Source organism: Pseudomonas sp. R3.Fl (genome assembly GCF_023516765.1).
GTDB classification, from domain to species: Bacteria; Pseudomonadota; Gammaproteobacteria; order Pseudomonadales; family Pseudomonadaceae; genus Pseudomonas; species Pseudomonas citronellolis.
In genome coordinates this window covers 5047331-5063636 of the sequence record NZ_JAMGSO010000001.1, presented here as the reverse complement: position 1 = coordinate 5063636, position 16306 = coordinate 5047331, and the positions used below count along the sequence as shown (strand labels likewise).

Genomic DNA, 16306 nt, shown 5'->3' with positions numbered 1-16306 from the left:
CGGAAAGGACGAAGGCCGACTTGCGCCGGCCTTCCACCTTACTGCGTCACGGAGCGCGGAGCAGCACCCTGGCCGTTCCGCCCGTCAGGCTGGCCGCTTCAGCCGACGTATTTCTGCAGGTTGGCCATCATCTCGCGCAGGGCCTCGACGTTGTCCGCCGGGTGCACGGCGTTCTCGAAGCTGCTGATCTGCTGCCAGTGCGCCGCCACGTCCTCGGCGTCGAAGCCTTCGCGCGGGTCGAAGCCGAAGCCCAGGCTGCGCTCCCAGCGCACCTTGCCCATCCAGCCGCCGCCCACTTCATAGAGGCCGGAGGTGTCCTGGCAGGCCTCGCTGCCCAGGTAGACCACCAGCGGGCTGACCAGCTCCGGCTTGAGCTGCTCGAACACCTGCGGCGGGATCAGTCCCTCGGTCATGCGGGTGCCGCCGGTGGGGGCGATGGCGTTGACCAGGATGTTGCTCTTGCGCCCTTCCAGGGCCAGGGTGCGGGTCAGGCCGTAGAGGCCGAGCTTGGCCATGCCGTAGTTGCTCTGCCCGAAGTTGCCGTAGATGCCCGAGGTGGAGGCGGTGAAGATCACCCGCCCGTAGCCCTGCTCGCGCATCAGCGGCCAGGCGGCGCGGGTCACCTTGTAGGCGCCCTCGACGTGGACCTTGTAGACCAGGTCCCAGTCGGCGTCTTCCATCTTGTGGAAGGTCTTGTCGCGCAGGATGCCGGCGTTGTTCACCACCACGTCGACGCGGCCGAAGGCCTCCACGGCCTCGCGCACGATGTTCTCGCCGTCGGTCACCGAGTCGTGGTTGGCGATGGCGGTGCCGCCGGCGGCGCGGATCTCCGCCACCACGCGGTCGGCCGCCGAGGCGTTGGCGCCTTCGCCATGGGTGCTGCCGCCCAGGTCATTCACCACCACCTTGGCGCCATGTTTGGCGAACAGCAGGGCGTGGGCACGGCCGAGACCGCCGCCGGCACCGGTGACGATCACGACCTTGTCGTCGAAACGAACGGCATCACTCATGGTTGGTACTCCCAGGCAGGTTGATGGCTACGGAGTGTCAAACAGACGTTTGACGGTCACAACCAAGACGCCGGACCTGAATATGCTCCGATAAGGTCCGGGGATGATGCCGGCGGCCCGTTCAGGCCGCCGGCTGCACCTGCCCCGCCAGGCGCGCGCGGAACGCCAGGTAGTGCGCCAGCACCTGCTCCGGCGCCTCGGTCTGCGGGTAGTGGCCGATGCCGTCGAGCATCACCGTGTCCGGCCGCGGGATCAACTGGCGGTAACGCTCGACCATGTGCGCGCCGGAGATCGGGTCCACGGGCCCGTCGATCAGCCGCAACGGCACGGACGTGCGCTGCATGGCGCCCACCCAGCGCTCGCGGTGTTCGCGGCGGTCGAGGATGTAGTGGATCAGCCGGTGCATCACCTTCGGCCCGTCGTTGCAGGCGATCAGGCTCCAGAAAGCGTCCAGCTCCTCCTCGCTCGGCCGGGTGCGCGGGCCGAACACCTTGGCGAAGTTGGCGGCCAGCTTGCCACGGTCGAAGAAGCGCCCGAAGAAGCCGCCCAGCGGGCTGAGCAGCAGCTTCTGCGAGAGCACCGGGCGGTGCGTCTCGGGGAACAGCCCGCCATTGAGGAACACCAGCGAGGCCAACTGGATTTGTCCTTCCAAGTGCCGCGCCAGCAGCTCCTGGCCGACGCTGTTGCCGTAGTCGTGGACCAGCAGGTGCACGGGCTCGCGCACCGCCAGATGCTCCAGCAGCGCCTGCTGCAGGTCGGCCTGTTCAAGGATGCGGTAGGCGTGGTTGCGCGGCTTGGCCGAGTCGCCGAAGCCGAGCATGTCGCAGGCGATCACCCGGTAGCGCCCGGCCAGCGGCTGCCACAGCTTGTTCCAGTCCCAGGAGGCGCTGGGGAAGCCGTGGATCAGCAGCAGCGGCTCGCCCTCGCCGGCCTCCCAGTAACGGATGGCGTGGCCGTTGAAGTCGAAGGTGCGCCCCTGCGCGCGCCAGTCGCGCAGGGGGATGGCGATGCCGGCCATCAGTCGCGGTAGCCGGGGTTCTGCAGGTCGAGCTTGCGCAGCAGCGCCGGCCAGGCCAGCGCCCCGCCCATGCCCTGGGAGGTCTTCATCACCCCGGCGACCATCGCCCGGGCGCCGTCGAGGATCTGCTGCGGGATGTGGATCAGCTCGCCACCGCCGCTCTGCGCCATCACCTGCGCCTCGCAGGCGCGCTGCAGGGTGAACATGCCGAGGAAGGCGTCGGCGACGGTGCCGAAGGCGGTGAGCAGGCCGTGGTTGGGCAGGATCATGAAGTGCTTGTCGCCCAGGTCGGCCTGCAGGCGGGCCTTCTCGTCGTGGTTCAGGGCCACGCCCTCGTAGCCGTGGTAGGCCAGGCTGGAGAGCACGAACAGCGACTGCTGCGACAGCGGCAGCAGGCCGTTCTTCTGCGCCGACACGGCGATCCCGGCGGGGGTGTGGATGTGCAGCACGCAACCGACGTCGTGGCGCACCTCGTGCACGGCGCTGTGGATGGTGTAGCCGGCGGGGTTGATGTCGTAGGGGCTGTCCATCAGCTTCTTGCCGGCCAGGTCCACCTTCACCAAGCTGGAGGCGGTGATCTCGTGGAACATCATGCCGTAGGGGTTGATGAGGAAGTCCTCGGTGCCCGGGACCTTGGCCGAGATATGGGTGAAGATCAGGTCGTCCCAGCCGTGCAGGGCAATCAGCCGGTAGCAGGCGGCGAGGTCGACGCGGGTCTGCCATTCGGCCTCGGAGACCTGGTCTTTCACGGAAGGTGCGGGAGCGGCGGCGTTCATGGGGCGGTCCTCATCGTTGTTGTTGTTCGATGGGGCCAGTCTAGTCAGGCGAAGGCCGCGGGACTGTCGGAGGTCTGACAGTCCTCTCCTACACAGCAAATGACGACACCCATCCTACGAAAGGCACCTCGGCGCGGCTCTTCGTAGGAGCGAGCTCCTACAGGACCAGTGCGACGGCGGGCGCCAGCAGCAGGTTGAACAGCCCGGTGAGGACCATCAACAGCCCCGCCGTGGAGCCCTCCTCGCCGCCGAACTCGTAGGCCCGGCTGGTGCCCGCGCCGTGGGCGCCGACGCCCAGCAGCGCGCCGCGGGCGAGGGTCGAGCGCAGCGGCAGCAGCTTCATCAGCAGACCGCCGGCCAGGGCGCCGAACACCCCGGTGATCATCACGAAGGCGGCGGTCAGCTCCGGCACGCCGCCCAGGTCGTGGGACATCTCCATGGCCAGCGGCGTGGTGATCGAGCGCGGCACCAGCGACAGCGCCACCTGGCCGTCCAGCGCCAGGGCGTTGGCCAGCATCCAGGAACTGCCGATGGCCACCGCGGAGCCGGCGCACATGCCCACCAGCAGCGCCGGCCAGTGCCGCGCCAACAGCGCGCGCTGCTGCCAGATGGGCACGGCGAAGGCCACGGTGGCCGGGCCGAGCAACGCCACCAGCCAGTTGGTGTCGCGCGAGTAGTCGGCGTAATGGGCGTGCAGCGGAATGGCCACGGCGAACAGCAGCGCCGGGACGAACACGATGGGCGCGAAGCCGTACCAGCGCACGCGCTTGTACAGCTGGCGGCTGAACAGGTAGCCGCCGAGGGTCAGGGCCAGCCAGAACAGGGCCTGCTTATCGAGACTCATGGCGCGACCTCCAGCGATACATGCCTTCCACCGACAGCGCGGTGACCAGCATCACCAGCAGGGTGCTGCACATGATCACCAGCAATATCTTCCAGCCCTCGCTGCGCAGCAGCGGGCCATAGTCCAGCAGGCTCATCAGCGCGGGGATGAAGAACAGCAGCATCTCCGCCAGCAGCAGCCCGGCGCCGCCCTGCAGCAGGGCCGGGCGGATCGCCCCGCTGGCGAACAGCGCCAGCAGCAGGCCGAGCCCCACCACCCCACCGGGCAGCGGCAGGCCGGTGGCTTGCGCCAGCCAGCCGCCGAACCACCAGAAGGCGATGAGGACGGCGAGTTCGAAGCCCAGTCGGGCGATGCGGCGGATCATTTCGGGTGCCTGCGTGGCGGTGTGCTGTGGATGGCGCTCAGGTTAAGCCCGGGGCTACTATCGCCAAAGCGAATTGTTCGAATCGAGGCCATTCCAGAATGGAATTCAAGCAACTGCGCAGCTTCGTCGAAGTGGTGCGTCAGGGCAGCTTCACCCAGGCAGCGCAACGCCTGCACGCCAGCCAGTCGGCCATCAGCAAGCAGGTGGCCCAGCTGGAACAGAGCCTGCAGGTGCAACTACTGGAGCGCAGCGGCCCGCACGTGCGCCTGACCGCCGCCGGCGAAGTGGCGCTGCGCCGCGCCGAAGATATGCTGCGCCTGCGCCGCGAACTGCTGATCGAACTGGACGACCTCAGCCAGATGCGCCGCGGCGAACTGCGCCTGGGCCTGCCGCTGCTGGGCGCCGACGCCCTGTTCGCCTGGCGCTTCGCCGAGTACCGCAAGCGCTACCCGCACATCCAGGTGCACCTGGTGGAAGGCGGCAGCAAGAGCCTGGAACAGGCGCTGCACGCCGGCGAACTGGAACTGGCCGGCGCGCTCGCGCCGAACGACCCGGCCTTCGACTGGCAGCCGTTCTGCAACGAGCCGCTGGACGCCCTGCTGCCGGCCGAACACCCGCTGGCCGGGCGCGAAAGCATCGCCCTGGCCGAACTGGCCGACACGCCCTTCCTGCTCTACCAGCAGAGCTTCACCCTCAACGACCGCCTGCTGCGCGCCTGCCGCGAGGCCGGCTTCGAACCCCGCGAAGGCGGGCGCAGCGGCCAGGCCGACTTCCTCGGCGCGCTGGTGGCCGCCGGGCAAGGCGTGGTGCTGCTGCCGCGGGCGGTGGCGCAGGAAGTGGAACGGCCGGGGGTGGCGCGGGTGCTGCTGAGCGAGCCGGACCTGCGCTGGGACATCTGCTTCATCTGGCGCCGCGACGCCTACCTGTCCCACGCGGCCAAGGCGTGGCTGGCACTGCTGGACGAGTTTCCGCTGCATCCGTAGGGCGTATAACCGTTCGCGGTTATACGCCGATACACCGAAGCCACAGCCCACGCCAAGGTCAACCCCGCCGCCGCCGGTAACCAAGGCCAAACGGCGGATAACGTGGAACGTTATCCGCCCTACACCAAACCATGACGTAGGGCGTATAACCGTTCGCGGTTATACGCCGTTTCACCCAGCCCACAACCCACGCCAAGGTCAACCCAGGCGCCGCCGAAAACCAAGGCCAGGCGGCGGATAACGTGGAACGTTATCCGCCCTACACCAAAAATCAACCCTTCAACGCAGCGATGAACTCGGCGATCCAGGGCTCGGCATCGGTCTCCGGGGTGACCGTTTCGCTGGCGTCCAGGCGCAGCATCGGCAGCACCTCGCGCAGGCCCAGTTCGGCGTACAGCTCGCGCACCTGCTCGCCGCCGCCGCAATAGGTGTCGCCGTAGCTGGAGTCGCCCAGGCCGATCACCGCGCCGGGCAGGCCGCGCCAGTTCGGCAGGCGGTCGCGCAGGGCGTAGTACAGCGGCTGGATGTTGTCCGGCAGCTCGCCCAGGCCGGTGGTCGAGGTGACCGTCAGGAAGGCGTCGGGCGCGGCTTCGATCAGCGCGTCCAGGGTGGCGCGCGGCTCGAACCAGGTCTCCAGGCCCGCGGCCTCCAGCAGGCGCCTGGCATGGCGCGCGACCTCTTCGGCGGTGCCGTAGACCGACCCGGACAGAATGGCGACTTTCATGGAAACTCCCGGTTCATGCGACAAACGCCCATTATGCCGCAAGCCGGCCACGGGTGTTCGCCGGCGCCGCCGGGCTGGTATAGTTTTTTCCCACCGCGCCGCTCGGATATGCCTCCGCCGGCGGTTTTCCACCAGCCACGAGGCTCGCATGAGCGCATCCCCGGCCCCCATCCTGATCACCGGCGCCAGCCAGCGCGTCGGCCTGCACTGCGCGCTGCGCCTGCTCGATGCGGGCCAGCCGGTGATCGTCAGCTACCGCAGCGACAAGCCCGGGCTGCAGCAACTGCGCGAGCGCGGCGCGACCTGCCTGTACGGCGACTTCGCCGAGGAGGCCGGCATCCTCGCCTTCATCGAACGGCTCAAGGCGCACACCGACAGCCTGCGCGCCATCGTCCACAACGCCTCGGCGTGGCTCGCCGAGACGCCCGGCCACGAGGCCGAGGCCTTCCGTGCGCTGTTCAGCGTGCACATGCTCGCCCCCTACCTGATCAACCTGCACTGCGCGCCGCTGCTGGAGCGCTCGCAGCCGGCCGACATCATCCACGTCAGCGACGACGTGGTGCGCAAGGGCAGCGCCAAGCACGTCGCCTACTGCGCCAGCAAGGCCGGGCTGGACAGCCTGACGCTGTCCTTCGCCGCGCGCTTCGCGCCGAAGATCAAGGTCAACACCATCGCCCCGGCGCTGGTCATGTTCAACGCCGGGGACGACGCCGACTACCGCGCGCGCACCCTGGCGAAATCCGCCCTGGGCATCGAACCCGGGCCGGACGTCGTCTACCAGGCCATCCGCTACCTGCTGGACACCCCCTACGTCACCGGCACCACCTTGACCGTCAACGGCGGCCGGCACCTCAAATGACCGCCCGGCGTGGCGCGAGGAACCCTGCAATGACCGATTCCCTGTCCGCGAACTACCGCGAGATACTCCTAGGCCTGGGCGAGAACCCCGACCGCGAAGGCCTGCTCGACACCCCCAAGCGCGCCGCCAAGGCCATGCGCTACCTGTGCCACGGCTACGAGCTGAGCCTTGAGGAGATCGTCAACGGCGCGCTGTTCGCCTCGGATAACGACGAGATGGTGATCGTTCGCGACATCGAGCTGTATTCGCTGTGCGAACACCACCTGCTGCCCTTCATCGGCAAGGCCCATGTGGCGTACATTCCCACCGGACGGGTGCTGGGCCTGTCGAAGGTGGCGCGCATCGTCGACATGTTCGCCCGCCGCCTGCAGATCCAGGAGAACCTGACGCGGCAGATCGCCGAGGCGGTCGAGCGCATCACCGGCGCCGCCGGCGTGGCGGTGGTGATCGAGGCCCAGCACATGTGCATGATGATGCGCGGGGTGGAGAAGCAGAACTCGCAGATGTTCACCTCGGTGATGCTCGGCGCCTTCCGCGACTCCAGCAACACCCGCCAGGAATTCCTCCAACTGATCGGACGGAGCAAGTGACAATGACGCAATTGCAGCCGGGCATGGCGCGGATCCGCGTGAAGGATCTGCGCGTGCGCACCTACATCGGCATCAAGGAAGAGGAAATCCTCAACAAGCAGGACGTGCTGATCAACCTGACCATCCTCTACCCCTCGCAGGAGGCGGTGCAGGTCAACGACATCGAGCACGCGCTGAACTACCGCACCATCACCAAAGCGATCATCGCCCACGTCGAGGAAAACCGCTTCGCCCTGCTGGAGCGCCTGACCCAGGAAATCCTCGACCTGGTCATGGCCCACCCGGCGGTGCGCTACGCCGAGGTGGAGGTGGACAAGCCCCACGCCCTGCGCTTCGCCGAGTCGGTGTCGATCGCCCTCGCCGCGCAGCGCTGAGCCGCGCGGCGCCGCCTGGCCAACGGCCATTGCTGGCGCCCGCCGCGGCTCTTATCATCTGCCCAGCCCCGAAGAGCCCCGACGTCCCACGACGACGCGCCACGCGAGAGCCCGCCCCATGAGCAAGCCCGAACACAGCATCCTCGACCTCAGCCAGGAACAACGCACGGAACTGGAAGCCGCGGCGTTCCGCACCCTGGTCCAGCACCTGCGCAACCGCAAGGACGTGCAGAACATCGACCTGATGAACCTCGCCGGCTTCTGCCGCAACTGCCTGTCCAAGTGGTACAAGGCCGCGGCCGACGACATGGGCCTGGAACTGAGCCCGGAACAGGCCCGCGAGGAGATCTACGGCATGCCTTACGCCGAATGGAAGGCGAAATACCAGAAGGAGGCCTCGCCCGAGCAGCAGGCCGCCTTCGACACCGCCAAGAAACACTGACGAGCCCGCCTTGATGACCCTCACCGATTTCCGCGCGCGCCTGCGCAGCGAGCAGCACCTGTTCACCGACACCCTGGCGTTCATCGCCGAGCACTACAGCTACAGCCCCAGCGCCTTCAGCAACGGCCCGGTGGAGAACCCGGCCGGGCAGAACGAGGGCTCCTGCAAGACGCTCGGCTTCGCCATCCTCGAGGGTCTGAGCCTGGAGGAAACCTTGCTGGCCTTCGGTGAGCATTACCGCGCGGTGCGTGACACGCCCGAGGGTACTGATCACGCCAATATCCGGGCGTTGCAGAATACCGGTCTGGCTGGTGTGCGTTTCGAGCGTCAGCCGTTGTCGCGGCGGGGCTGAAGACTCGGAATGTAAAAAAGCCCCGCGATGCGGGGCTTTTTCTTGGGGGGCGTTTTGGGGCAGGGCTCGCTCGAGTGTGAGATTCGGTCCCACGCTCCTTACCCACCCTCGTCATTCCCGCGAACGCGGGAACCCAGTGGCTTCTTGTTTGGGTGTAACGCGCCGCTCCGAGTCTGCGGAGATTTTTTGTTTCGCCCCCTCGGGCGAGTCACTTCTTTCAAACGCCAAAGAAGTAACCAAGAAGGCTTGCCCCGACATACGGGCCCGATGAAGCCGGGCTACCCTCACGAATTCCCCCGCCACGGAGGCCCGCCCCGAGGGTACGTCCCTGTAGCCCATCGGGGCTCTCGCGACATCCATGTCGCATGACCTCCTGAGCGCCGGTTTCGCTCGGCCTTCTGAAGGGGCGTTCCGGTGCGCTCGGATGTTTCTCTGGAAGTCCAAAATCCAGAGCGAGAGCGGACAGCTCTTCGTAGGAGCGAGCTTGCTCGCGAACCGCCCGTCACTGGATTCCCGCGTTCGCGGGAATGACGGGGTTGAAGGATGGTGCCTGCCTCCAACGCCACTCCGAACAGCCCCCTCTCCCTTCAGGGCGGGGCGCGCAGCCGAGGGCTGGGGAGAGGGAAAGGACCTAATCCAAACACCAACAGCCCCAAGTGAACCCCATTCACAAGCAACCCCCTCCCCACAAAGGAAAAAGCCCCGACCAGCGGGGCTCCGTCCTGCACGCCGGCTCTTGGGGCCGTTACAACGAATCCAGGTAACGCTCCACGTCCAGCGCCGCCATGCAGCCGGCGCCGGCCGAAGTGATCGCCTGGCGATAGACATGATCAGCCACATCACCCGCCGCGAACACGCCGGGAATGCTGGTAGCGGTAGCGTTGCCATCACGGCCGCCGTTGACCACCAGGTAGCCGTCCTTCAATTGCAGCTGGCTCTCGAACAACGAGGTGTTCGGCGTATGCCCGATGGCCACGAACAGCCCGTCCACCTTCAATTCCTCGGCGCTGCCATCGTTGTTGCGCAGACGCACACCGGTGACACCCATGTCGTCACCCAGCACCTCTTCCACCCGGGCATTGAGCTTCAGGGCAATTTTCCCCTCGGCGATACGAGCGCGCAGCTTGTCCTGCAGGATCTTCTCGGCACGGAAGGTCTCGCGGCGGTGCACCAGGGTCACCTTGCTGGCGATATTGGCCAGGTACAGCGCCTCCTCCACCGCCGTGTTGCCGCCACCGACCACAGCCACTTCGCGGTTGCGGTAGAAGAAACCATCGCAGGTGGCGCAGGCGGAAACGCCCTTGCCCATGAACGCCTCTTCCGAGGGCAGGCCCAGGTAGCGGGCGCTGGCCCCGGTGGCGATGATCAGCGCGTCGGCCGTGTAGGTGCCGCTGTCGCCCTTGAGCACCAGGGGCTTGCCAGCCAGGTCCACGGCGTTGATGTGGTCGAAGACGATCTCGGTCTCGAAACGCTCGGCGTGCTCCTGCATGCGCTGCATCAGCGCCGGGCCGGTGAGGCCGTGAGGGTCGCCGGGCCAGTTGTCCACCTCGGTGGTGGTGGTCAGTTGGCCGCCGGCCTGCAGGCCGGTGATCAGCAGCGGCCTGAGATTGGCGCGGGCGGCATAGACGGCGGCCGAGTAACCGGCAGGGCCGGAGCCCAGGATGATGACGCGGGCGTGACGAACTTCAGACATGACTGACTCCTCGTCGAACAAGAAAGGGAGCTGCCAAGGTACCTGGGGGAAGGCTGGGAGGAGCGGCAGCTCCCGCTAAACGCACAGATCGCGAGGAAGGCAGGGCCGTCAGGAGCGGGCGGCGCTGCCGTGGAGTCATCCACGGCGTGAAGTCTGTCAGACGTTTCCCAATACCACCTTGAGATAAGTCAGGGACATCCCGCTTCGCCGGCCGGCCGGCCGGTTCGCGACTGGAGATTGCCGCGCAGCGTATAGCCCGCGCGGGCCCAGGCGAAATGCCCAATCTCAATGCCTCCGATAGAGCCCCACTATCTCCCGCGGCGGGCCAACTAGACTCAGGAGGTCCGCCCCTCTCCACCCGCCACCTGCGTGCCCGGCATGACCCTGAGAAACCGCCTGCTCCTGCTGTTCCTGCCGCTGCTCGCCCTCATCCTGCTGGGCATCTGGCAGTTGTCGGAACACATCCTCCTCGCGCGCTTCGACCGCGACGACCGCCAGCGCCTGTATGACGAGGTGCGCGTGCTCGACAGCCGCCTGGCCTTCGAGAAGAAGCGCCACCTGGACCTGCTGCGCAGCTATGCCTGGTGGGACGCCAGCTACCGCTTCGTCCTGCGCCCCACGCCGGGGTTCGTGCGGGAGAACCTGGACATCGACATGCTCGGCAACCTGGGCTTCGACTTCGCGCTCTACCTCGACAGCCAGGGGCGCGTCGTCGCCCAGCGCTGGGAGGAGGCGCGGCTCACAGCGCCCCAGGCGATAGCCGGCGCGCCCAGCCCCGAGCGGCTGCGCCAGGCCCTGCTGCGCAGCGCCCTGGACCTGGGCGTGCTGGACCTGCAGGGCGACCCGTCGCGCAGCCTGGCGCAATGGCTGCTGGTGGACGGCACCCCGCTGCTGCTGCTCAGCCAGCCGATCAGCGATAACCTGGGCCAGGCCGAGCCGGTCGGCGCCATCGTCGCCGGCTACCTGCTCGACCAGCGCCGGGTGAACGCCCTGCAGGAACAGATGGACGCGCGCCTGCAGGTGCAACCCGGGGTGACGCCCGGCGACGGCTGGCGCGCCCTGCACGTGCCGGGGCGCAACGGCGGCGCGTTGCTGAGCCCGCGGCAGGTGCTGGACGCCGACACCCAGCAGGCCACCCTGCTGTTCCTCAGCTCCGCCGACACGCCGCAGTTCAGCCTGGCCATCAGCAAGTCGCGGGTCGCCTACCGCCAGGGCCAGGAGGCCATCCGCCTGTTCCTCGGCATGACCTTGCTGATCACCCTCGCCGGCCTGCTGCTGGCCTACCTCGTCCTGGAATTCTGGGTGATCCGCCGCGTGCAGCGGCTCAACCGCGGGGTGGCGAACATCGGCGCCGACGCCGGCCCCGCCCGCCTGGCCGACATGGGCCGTGACGAAGTCGGCCAGCTGGCCTGCGAGGTCAACCAGATGCTCGAACGCCTGGAACGCAGCGAGGCCCGCGACCGCGCCATCCTCGACAGCATCCGCGACGGCTACTTCGAGATGGACGACAGCGGCGTGGTGCTCACGGTGAACGCCGCCTTCTGCCGCCTGCTCGGCTACACCGCCGAGGAAGTGGAAGGCCACTCCTACCGGGAACTGCTCGACGAACAGGACGTGGCGCGCGCCCGCGGGCTCTACCAGCAGGTGCGCGACGGCGAGCAGGAAACCACCTTCGCCGCGCCCTTCAAGCGCCGCGACGGCCAGCGCATGGTCTTCGAGACGAAGGTCTCGCCGATCGTCGACGCCCAGGGGCAGTTCTGCGGTTTCCGCGGCATCCTCCGCGACATCAGCCTGCAGGTGGCCTACCAGCAGCGCCTGCTGGACCTCGCCTACCGCGACGCGCTGACCGGCCTGGGCAACCGCAAGGCCTTCGGCGAACAGCTGCCCCTAGCCCTGCAGCGCTGCGCCGAAGGCACCGGCCTGGCCCTGCTGTACATCGACCTGGACCACTTCAAGCCGGTCAACGACCGCTATGGCCACGCCGCCGGCGACGCCGTGCTGATCGCCGTCGGCGAACGCCTGCGCAACAACCTGCGCCAGCCGGACATGGCCTTCCGCCTGGGCGGCGACGAGTTCGCCGTGATCCTCGCGGACGTCGACTGCGCCACCGCCGAAGCCCTGGCCGGGCGCCTGCTGGCCAGCCTCAACCAGGACTACCACGCCGGCGAGCAGCGCCTGGAATTTCTCTCCGCCAGCATCGGCATCGCCCTCTACCCGGCCGATGCCGGCGACACCGATGGCCTGCTCCAGGCCGCCGACAGCGCCATGTACCGCGCCAAGCAACAGCGCAACCACTACAGCCGCTACCGCGCCTGAACCCCACACAACAGGCAAAACAGACGGCTCGCGGCCCCGCGTCGGCCCTGCTAAGGTCGCAAGCTGGTTTCCTACGGAGATGTTCCATGCCCACCCTGAGCGGCCCGCAATACCTCGGCGAAGGCCTGAAACTCATGATGCGCCCGGGGCTGCGCCTGTTCGTGCTGCTGCCCCTGACGGTCAACCTGCTGCTGTTCGTCGGCCTGATCGGCTTCGCGGTGAACCAGTTCAGCCACTGGGTCGACTGGCTGATGCCCAGCCTGCCGCAGTGGCTGGACTTCCTGCAGTACATCCTCTGGCCGCTGTTCGTCCTGCTGGTGCTGCTGATCCTGTTCTTCAGCTTCACGATGGTGGCCAACCTGATCGCCTCGCCGTTCAACGGCTTCCTGGCCGAGAAGGTCGAAGTGGTGGTGCGCGGCCAGGACGACTTCCCGGCCTTCAGCTGGGCCGAACTGGCCGCCATGGTGCCCCGCACCATCGCCCGCGAACTGCGCAAGCTCGGCTACTTCCTGCCGCGGGCCATCGCCCTGTTCGTCCTCAGCCTGATCCCCGGCCTGAACATCATCGCCGCGCCGCTGTGGCTGGTGTTCGGCGTGTGGATGATGGCCGTGCAGTACATCGACTACCCGGCGGACAACCACAAGCTCGGCTGGAACGAAATGCTCGCCTGGCTGCGCAGCAAGCGTTGGGCCTGCATGGGCTTCGGCGGCGTGACCTACCTGGCGCTGCTGATCCCGTTGGTCAACCTGGTCGCCATGCCCGCCGCCGTGGCCGGCGCGGTGCTGTTCTGGGTGCGCGAGGACGGCGACAAGGCGCTGGTGAAATAGCGTCGCGATCCAGGTGCCCTTTCCCTGCCGATACACAAGGCAGGTACACAGGGCACCCTGTCCGGCATCCCGTTGGGGCTCGGTCAGCGCATTTCCCACCAGGATTGCCCCTTGCCTCGCCCCCGGGAAGCGCCATAGGAAGCGCCATTGCCGGGCGCAATTGTCACCGAATATTTTCTGACGCCATAAATCTGACAACCATCAAAAAAATACGAAAATTCCTACATAAAGGCGAATAGTCAAAAAATCCGCCTGACCTATATCAAGCGATTCCCCTCCTCCCGCCCCCAAGAATGTCCCCGCACCCCGATGCCGCGAAGGCAGCGGGGCGGCGCGGCCCGGCCGCGCATCCACCAGTGCCTGGCGAGGCCAGGCCACATCGTCCAACGACCGCGGATCGGCATCGGCAGCCCGCGTCTGCCGCGCAGTTTCCCCTCGTGCCCTCACGCCCGTTGGCTCACGCCCCGCCCTTCCACGAAACGGCGGTGCAAGGAGGTGAATCATGCGATTCCAGAAGACGGTCCTGGCGCTTCACATCGCCCTGGCCACGGCCCTGGCTTTGTCCACGCAGGCGGCCAGCGCCGGTTGCAGCGGCGATGCGGCCAGCAGCACGCTGACCTGCGACGTGCCCCTGTACTACGGCAACCCGAACGGTTACGACAACATCGTGATCAACACCACCGCCACCGGCGGCACCTCGCCTTCACTGGCAGGCTTCGGCATCTACGGCAACGGTTCGACCTACAACCTGAACAACGTGGCGATCACCACCAGCGGCAGCAAGGCGGACGCCATCCAGGCCAACAACGGCACCAACAACATCCGTATCGAGACGTTCAGCGTCGTCACCACGGGCTCTTCGGCCGACGGCATCAACGTCACCGAGAACGCGGTCAATTCGACGGTCACCATCGGCGACGACGCCTCCATCAGCGCCGAGGGCGGCGGCATGGGCGTCCGTGCCAATACCTCGAAGAACGGCGGCAAGAACCAGATCGTGCTCGGCGAGAATGCGCACATCACCACCGCCGGCAGCGGCGGCAACTGGCTCGACGGCACCGGCTACGCCGTCTACGCCGGGAACCGCGACCTGAGCAACACCACCTACAGGGGCGACGCCGAAGTCACCCTCGGCGATGGCAGCGTGATCCTCACCAAGGGCAGCTCGGCCCACGCCGTCTACGCCAACCGCGGCGGCGTGATCAACCTCGGCGACACCCGCATCACCACGGAGAAGGCCAACGCCTACGGCATCTACGCCCAGACCTTGAGCGACGCCAATGGCCCGCGCGGCGGCCAGGTCAACCTGGGCGGCGACACCCAGGTGACGGTGACCGACGGCAACCGCGCCCTCTACGCCAGCGGCGCCGGTTCGCACATCAGCAGCAGCGGCGCCGCCGTCTACCGGCTGGACAGCAGCGCCGCGGCCGACCAGGCCGGCCGCCTGGGTGCCGCACTGCTGGCCGACCAGGGTGGCGTCATCGACCTGAAGATGGCCGCCGGCTCCTACTTCAACGGCAGCACCGCCACCGCCAGCGACGGCCAGGTGCACCTGGCCCTGGACGGCGCCAGCAGCTGGGTCATGACCGCCGACTCCAACCTCAGCAGCCTGGTGCTGGGCAGCGGCGCCACCCTGGAGTACGCCCGCAGCGGCGAGGCCGCCGACTACAGCCACAAGACGCTCACCGTGGACGGCGACTTCAGCGGCGGCGGCCGCCTGATCATGAACACCCACCTGGGCGACGACGGCTCGGCCACCGACCAGTTGCTGGTCAAGGGCAGCACCACCGGGCAGACGCAGGTCACGGTGAACAACACCACCGGCGTCGGCGCCGAGACCTGGGAAGGCATCCGCATGATCGAGGTCGCCGGCCTGTCCGAGGGCGAGTTCCGTTCCGACCGGGTCACCGAGGGCGGCTACGAATACGTGCTGCGCCGCGGCGGGACCTTCGTCGGCTCCAGCGGTTCGGAGAAGGACTGGTACCTCACGTCCTACAAGCCCACCGTCGACCCTGATCCGGAACCCGAGCCCGAGCCGGAACCCGGCCCCGGTCCGACGCCCGAGCCGCAGCCGGACCCCGATCCCGAACAGCCGCCGGTACCACCGGTAGCGCCGCCGCCGTCCAGCGACAAGGACCGTATCCGCCAGCCGGAAGGCGGCGCCTACACCGCCAACCTGGCGGCGGCCAACACGCTGTTCCTGCACCGCCTGCACGACCGCACCGGCAACCTGACCTACGTCGACCCGGATACCGGCGAGGCCCGCACCTCGATGCTATGGATGCGCAACGTCGATGGCGCCGGCCGCTGGAACGACAGCACCGGGCAGCTGAAGACCGAGAGCAACCGCTACGTACTGCAGCTCGGCAGCGACCTGCTGCGCTACAGCAACGACAAGGGCGACTGGGTGCTCGGGGTGATGGGCGGCTACGCCAACGGCAACTCCAGCAGCCGCTCGCGGATCACCGGCTTCAGCGCCAAGGGCGAGATCGACGGCTACAGCCTGGGCCTCTACGGCACCTGGTACGAGGACCGAGAAGACGAGAACGGCGCCTACGTCGACACCTGGGTGCTGTACAACCGCTTCGACAACGAGGTGCGCGGCGAGCAACTGGCCAAGGAGCGCTACGACTCCGACGGCATCACCGCCTCCATCGAGACCGGCAAGACCTTCCGCGTGGTGAAGACCGGGAAGGCCAGCGTCTACCTGCAGCCCCAGGCGCAGGTGGTCTACATGGGCGTCAAGGCCGACAGCCACCGCGAGGCCAACGGCACCCGCGTCACCGGCAAAGGCGACGGCAACCTCATGACCCGCCTGGGCGCCCGCGCCGCGCTGCGCAGCAACGACGAAACCGGCTTCGCCAAGCGCTACGCCGTGGAGCCCTACCTGGAAACCAACTGGATCCACAACTCGGACGACTTCGGCGCGAAGATGGGCAGCTCGCGCTTCGAGATGGACGGCGCCAGCGACATCCTCGAGGTCAAGCTGGGCGCCACCAGCAAGGTCAACAGCCGGGTCAACGTATGGGGCGAGGTAGCCCGCCAGCACGGCGACAACGGCTACCGCGACCAGGCCTTCACCCTCGGCCTGAAGATCAACTTCTGAGCCCTGCCCGCGCCCCGGCCTCTGCCGG

At 67.7% G+C, this 16306-nt stretch carries 16 protein-coding genes; 9 read left to right on the top strand and 7 right to left on the bottom strand.

The window, feature by feature from the left end; all coding sequences use genetic code 11:
* Positions 1-98: 98 nt before the first annotated feature.
* The 5 genes from M8R19_RS22370 to M8R19_RS22350 all read right to left on the bottom strand — a co-directional run bounded on the left by M8R19_RS22370 (position 99) and on the right by M8R19_RS22350 (position 4012).
* The gene (locus M8R19_RS22370) at positions 99-1010 is read right to left on the bottom strand and encodes an SDR family oxidoreductase (RefSeq protein ID WP_009616054.1); all 912 of its coding nucleotides are present in this window, start codon (positions 1008-1010) and stop codon (positions 99-101) included.
* 121 nt (positions 1011-1131) lie between these two features.
* On the bottom strand, positions 1132-2028 hold the full coding sequence (locus M8R19_RS22365; protein ID WP_249918953.1) for an alpha/beta fold hydrolase: 897 nt from the start codon (positions 2026-2028) through the stop codon (positions 1132-1134).
* Positions 2028-2804, bottom strand: a complete 777-nt coding sequence (locus tag M8R19_RS22360) for a class II aldolase/adducin family protein (RefSeq protein ID WP_249918952.1) — start codon at positions 2802-2804, stop codon at positions 2028-2030. Before M8R19_RS22360 ends, M8R19_RS22365 begins: the two co-directional genes overlap by 1 nt.
* 157 nt (positions 2805-2961) lie before the next feature.
* Positions 2962-3648, bottom strand: coding sequence for an LrgB family protein (locus M8R19_RS22355; RefSeq protein WP_249918951.1), 687 nt, complete (start codon positions 3646-3648; stop codon positions 2962-2964).
* On the bottom strand, positions 3635-4012 hold the full coding sequence (locus tag M8R19_RS22350) for a CidA/LrgA family protein (RefSeq protein WP_009616050.1): 378 nt from the start codon (positions 4010-4012) through the stop codon (positions 3635-3637). The genes M8R19_RS22355 and M8R19_RS22350 overlap by 14 nt, the downstream gene beginning before the upstream one ends.
* Before the next feature lie 98 nt (positions 4013-4110).
* Between M8R19_RS22350 and M8R19_RS22345 the strand changes: the two genes are divergently transcribed.
* Positions 4111-4995, top strand: a complete 885-nt coding sequence (locus M8R19_RS22345) for a LysR family transcriptional regulator (RefSeq protein WP_249918950.1) — start codon at positions 4111-4113, stop codon at positions 4993-4995.
* Between the two features lie 271 nt (positions 4996-5266).
* Here the strand turns inward: M8R19_RS22345 and M8R19_RS22340 are convergent, their stop codons facing one another.
* Entirely contained in the window at positions 5267-5719 is a 453-nt protein-coding gene (locus M8R19_RS22340; protein ID WP_009616048.1) for a flavodoxin, read from the bottom strand.
* Between the two features lie 148 nt (positions 5720-5867).
* Here M8R19_RS22340 and folM point away from each other — a divergent pair, with 148 nt between their 5' ends.
* The 5 genes from folM (at position 5868) to M8R19_RS22315 (ending at position 8336) form a co-directional block, all read left to right on the top strand.
* Complete coding sequence (gene folM / locus M8R19_RS22335) at positions 5868-6578, top strand: dihydromonapterin reductase (protein ID WP_249918949.1); 711 nt, start codon at positions 5868-5870, stop codon at positions 6576-6578.
* Positions 6579-6607: 29 nt separating this feature from the next.
* Positions 6608-7168, top strand: coding sequence for a GTP cyclohydrolase I FolE (gene folE / locus M8R19_RS22330; protein WP_210147067.1), 561 nt, complete (start codon positions 6608-6610; stop codon positions 7166-7168).
* A gap of 2 nt (positions 7169-7170) precedes the next feature.
* Positions 7171-7542 (top strand): dihydroneopterin triphosphate 2'-epimerase, encoded by a 372-nt coding sequence (folX, locus tag M8R19_RS22325; RefSeq protein WP_009616045.1) that lies wholly within the window; start codon positions 7171-7173, stop codon positions 7540-7542.
* 118 nt (positions 7543-7660) lie between these two features.
* Positions 7661-7984, top strand: a complete 324-nt coding sequence (locus M8R19_RS22320) for a DUF1244 domain-containing protein (RefSeq protein ID WP_009616044.1) — start codon at positions 7661-7663, stop codon at positions 7982-7984.
* 13 nt (positions 7985-7997) lie between these two features.
* A complete protein-coding gene (locus M8R19_RS22315; RefSeq protein ID WP_009616043.1) occupies positions 7998-8336 on the top strand; it encodes a HopJ type III effector protein in 339 nt (112 codons plus the stop codon).
* A gap of 745 nt (positions 8337-9081) precedes the next feature.
* On the opposite strand, the gene trxB is transcribed toward M8R19_RS22315, so the two are convergent.
* Positions 9082-10029: a thioredoxin-disulfide reductase gene (gene trxB / locus M8R19_RS22310; RefSeq protein WP_249918948.1), complete on the bottom strand. Its 948-nt coding sequence runs from the start codon at positions 10027-10029 to the stop codon at positions 9082-9084.
* A 378-nt stretch (positions 10030-10407) separates the two neighbouring features.
* Here trxB and M8R19_RS22305 point away from each other — a divergent pair, with 378 nt between their 5' ends.
* The 3 genes from M8R19_RS22305 (at position 10408) to M8R19_RS22295 (ending at position 16278) form a co-directional block, all read left to right on the top strand.
* Entirely contained in the window at positions 10408-12345 is a 1938-nt protein-coding gene (locus M8R19_RS22305) for a sensor domain-containing diguanylate cyclase (protein ID WP_249918947.1), read from the top strand.
* An 86-nt stretch (positions 12346-12431) separates the two neighbouring features.
* The gene (cysZ, locus tag M8R19_RS22300) at positions 12432-13172 is read left to right on the top strand and encodes a sulfate transporter CysZ (RefSeq protein WP_249918946.1); all 741 of its coding nucleotides are present in this window, start codon (positions 12432-12434) and stop codon (positions 13170-13172) included.
* A 502-nt stretch (positions 13173-13674) separates the two neighbouring features.
* Positions 13675-16278 carry an autotransporter outer membrane beta-barrel domain-containing protein gene (locus tag M8R19_RS22295; protein WP_249918945.1) on the top strand — a complete coding sequence of 868 codons (2604 nt, stop codon included), beginning with the start codon at positions 13675-13677 and terminating at the stop codon, positions 16276-16278.
* The last annotated feature ends 28 nt before the right edge of the window (positions 16279-16306 follow it).

What these genes read in the sequence shown, in the direction of transcription:
- M8R19_RS22315 (WP_009616043.1), top strand. Translation starts at nt 7,998, where the DNA reads ATGACCCTCACCGATTTCCGCGCGCGCCTGCGCAGCGAGCAGCACCTG.
- M8R19_RS22345 (WP_249918950.1), top strand. Translation starts at nt 4,111, where the DNA reads ATGGAATTCAAGCAACTGCGCAGCTTCGTCGAAGTGGTGCGTCAGGGC.
- M8R19_RS22355 (WP_249918951.1), bottom strand. Translation starts at nt 3,648, where the DNA reads ATGAGTCTCGATAAGCAGGCCCTGTTCTGGCTGGCCCTGACCCTCGGC.
- folE (WP_210147067.1), top strand. Translation starts at nt 6,608, where the DNA reads ATGACCGATTCCCTGTCCGCGAACTACCGCGAGATACTCCTAGGCCTG.
- cysZ (WP_249918946.1), top strand. Translation starts at nt 12,432, where the DNA reads ATGCCCACCCTGAGCGGCCCGCAATACCTCGGCGAAGGCCTGAAACTC.
- M8R19_RS22305 (WP_249918947.1), top strand. Translation starts at nt 10,408, where the DNA reads ATGACCCTGAGAAACCGCCTGCTCCTGCTGTTCCTGCCGCTGCTCGCC.
- folM (WP_249918949.1), top strand. Translation starts at nt 5,868, where the DNA reads ATGAGCGCATCCCCGGCCCCCATCCTGATCACCGGCGCCAGCCAGCGC.
- M8R19_RS22365 (WP_249918953.1), bottom strand. Translation starts at nt 2,028, where the DNA reads ATGGCCGGCATCGCCATCCCCCTGCGCGACTGGCGCGCGCAGGGGCGC.
- trxB (WP_249918948.1), bottom strand. Translation starts at nt 10,029, where the DNA reads ATGTCTGAAGTTCGTCACGCCCGCGTCATCATCCTGGGCTCCGGCCCT.
- folX (WP_009616045.1), top strand. Translation starts at nt 7,171, where the DNA reads ATGACGCAATTGCAGCCGGGCATGGCGCGGATCCGCGTGAAGGATCTG.
- M8R19_RS22370 (WP_009616054.1), bottom strand. Translation starts at nt 1,010, where the DNA reads ATGAGTGATGCCGTTCGTTTCGACGACAAGGTCGTGATCGTCACCGGT.
- M8R19_RS22360 (WP_249918952.1), bottom strand. Translation starts at nt 2,804, where the DNA reads ATGAACGCCGCCGCTCCCGCACCTTCCGTGAAAGACCAGGTCTCCGAG.
- M8R19_RS22350 (WP_009616050.1), bottom strand. Translation starts at nt 4,012, where the DNA reads ATGATCCGCCGCATCGCCCGACTGGGCTTCGAACTCGCCGTCCTCATC.
- M8R19_RS22340 (WP_009616048.1), bottom strand. Translation starts at nt 5,719, where the DNA reads ATGAAAGTCGCCATTCTGTCCGGGTCGGTCTACGGCACCGCCGAAGAG.
- M8R19_RS22295 (WP_249918945.1), top strand. Translation starts at nt 13,675, where the DNA reads ATGCGATTCCAGAAGACGGTCCTGGCGCTTCACATCGCCCTGGCCACG.
- M8R19_RS22320 (WP_009616044.1), top strand. Translation starts at nt 7,661, where the DNA reads ATGAGCAAGCCCGAACACAGCATCCTCGACCTCAGCCAGGAACAACGC.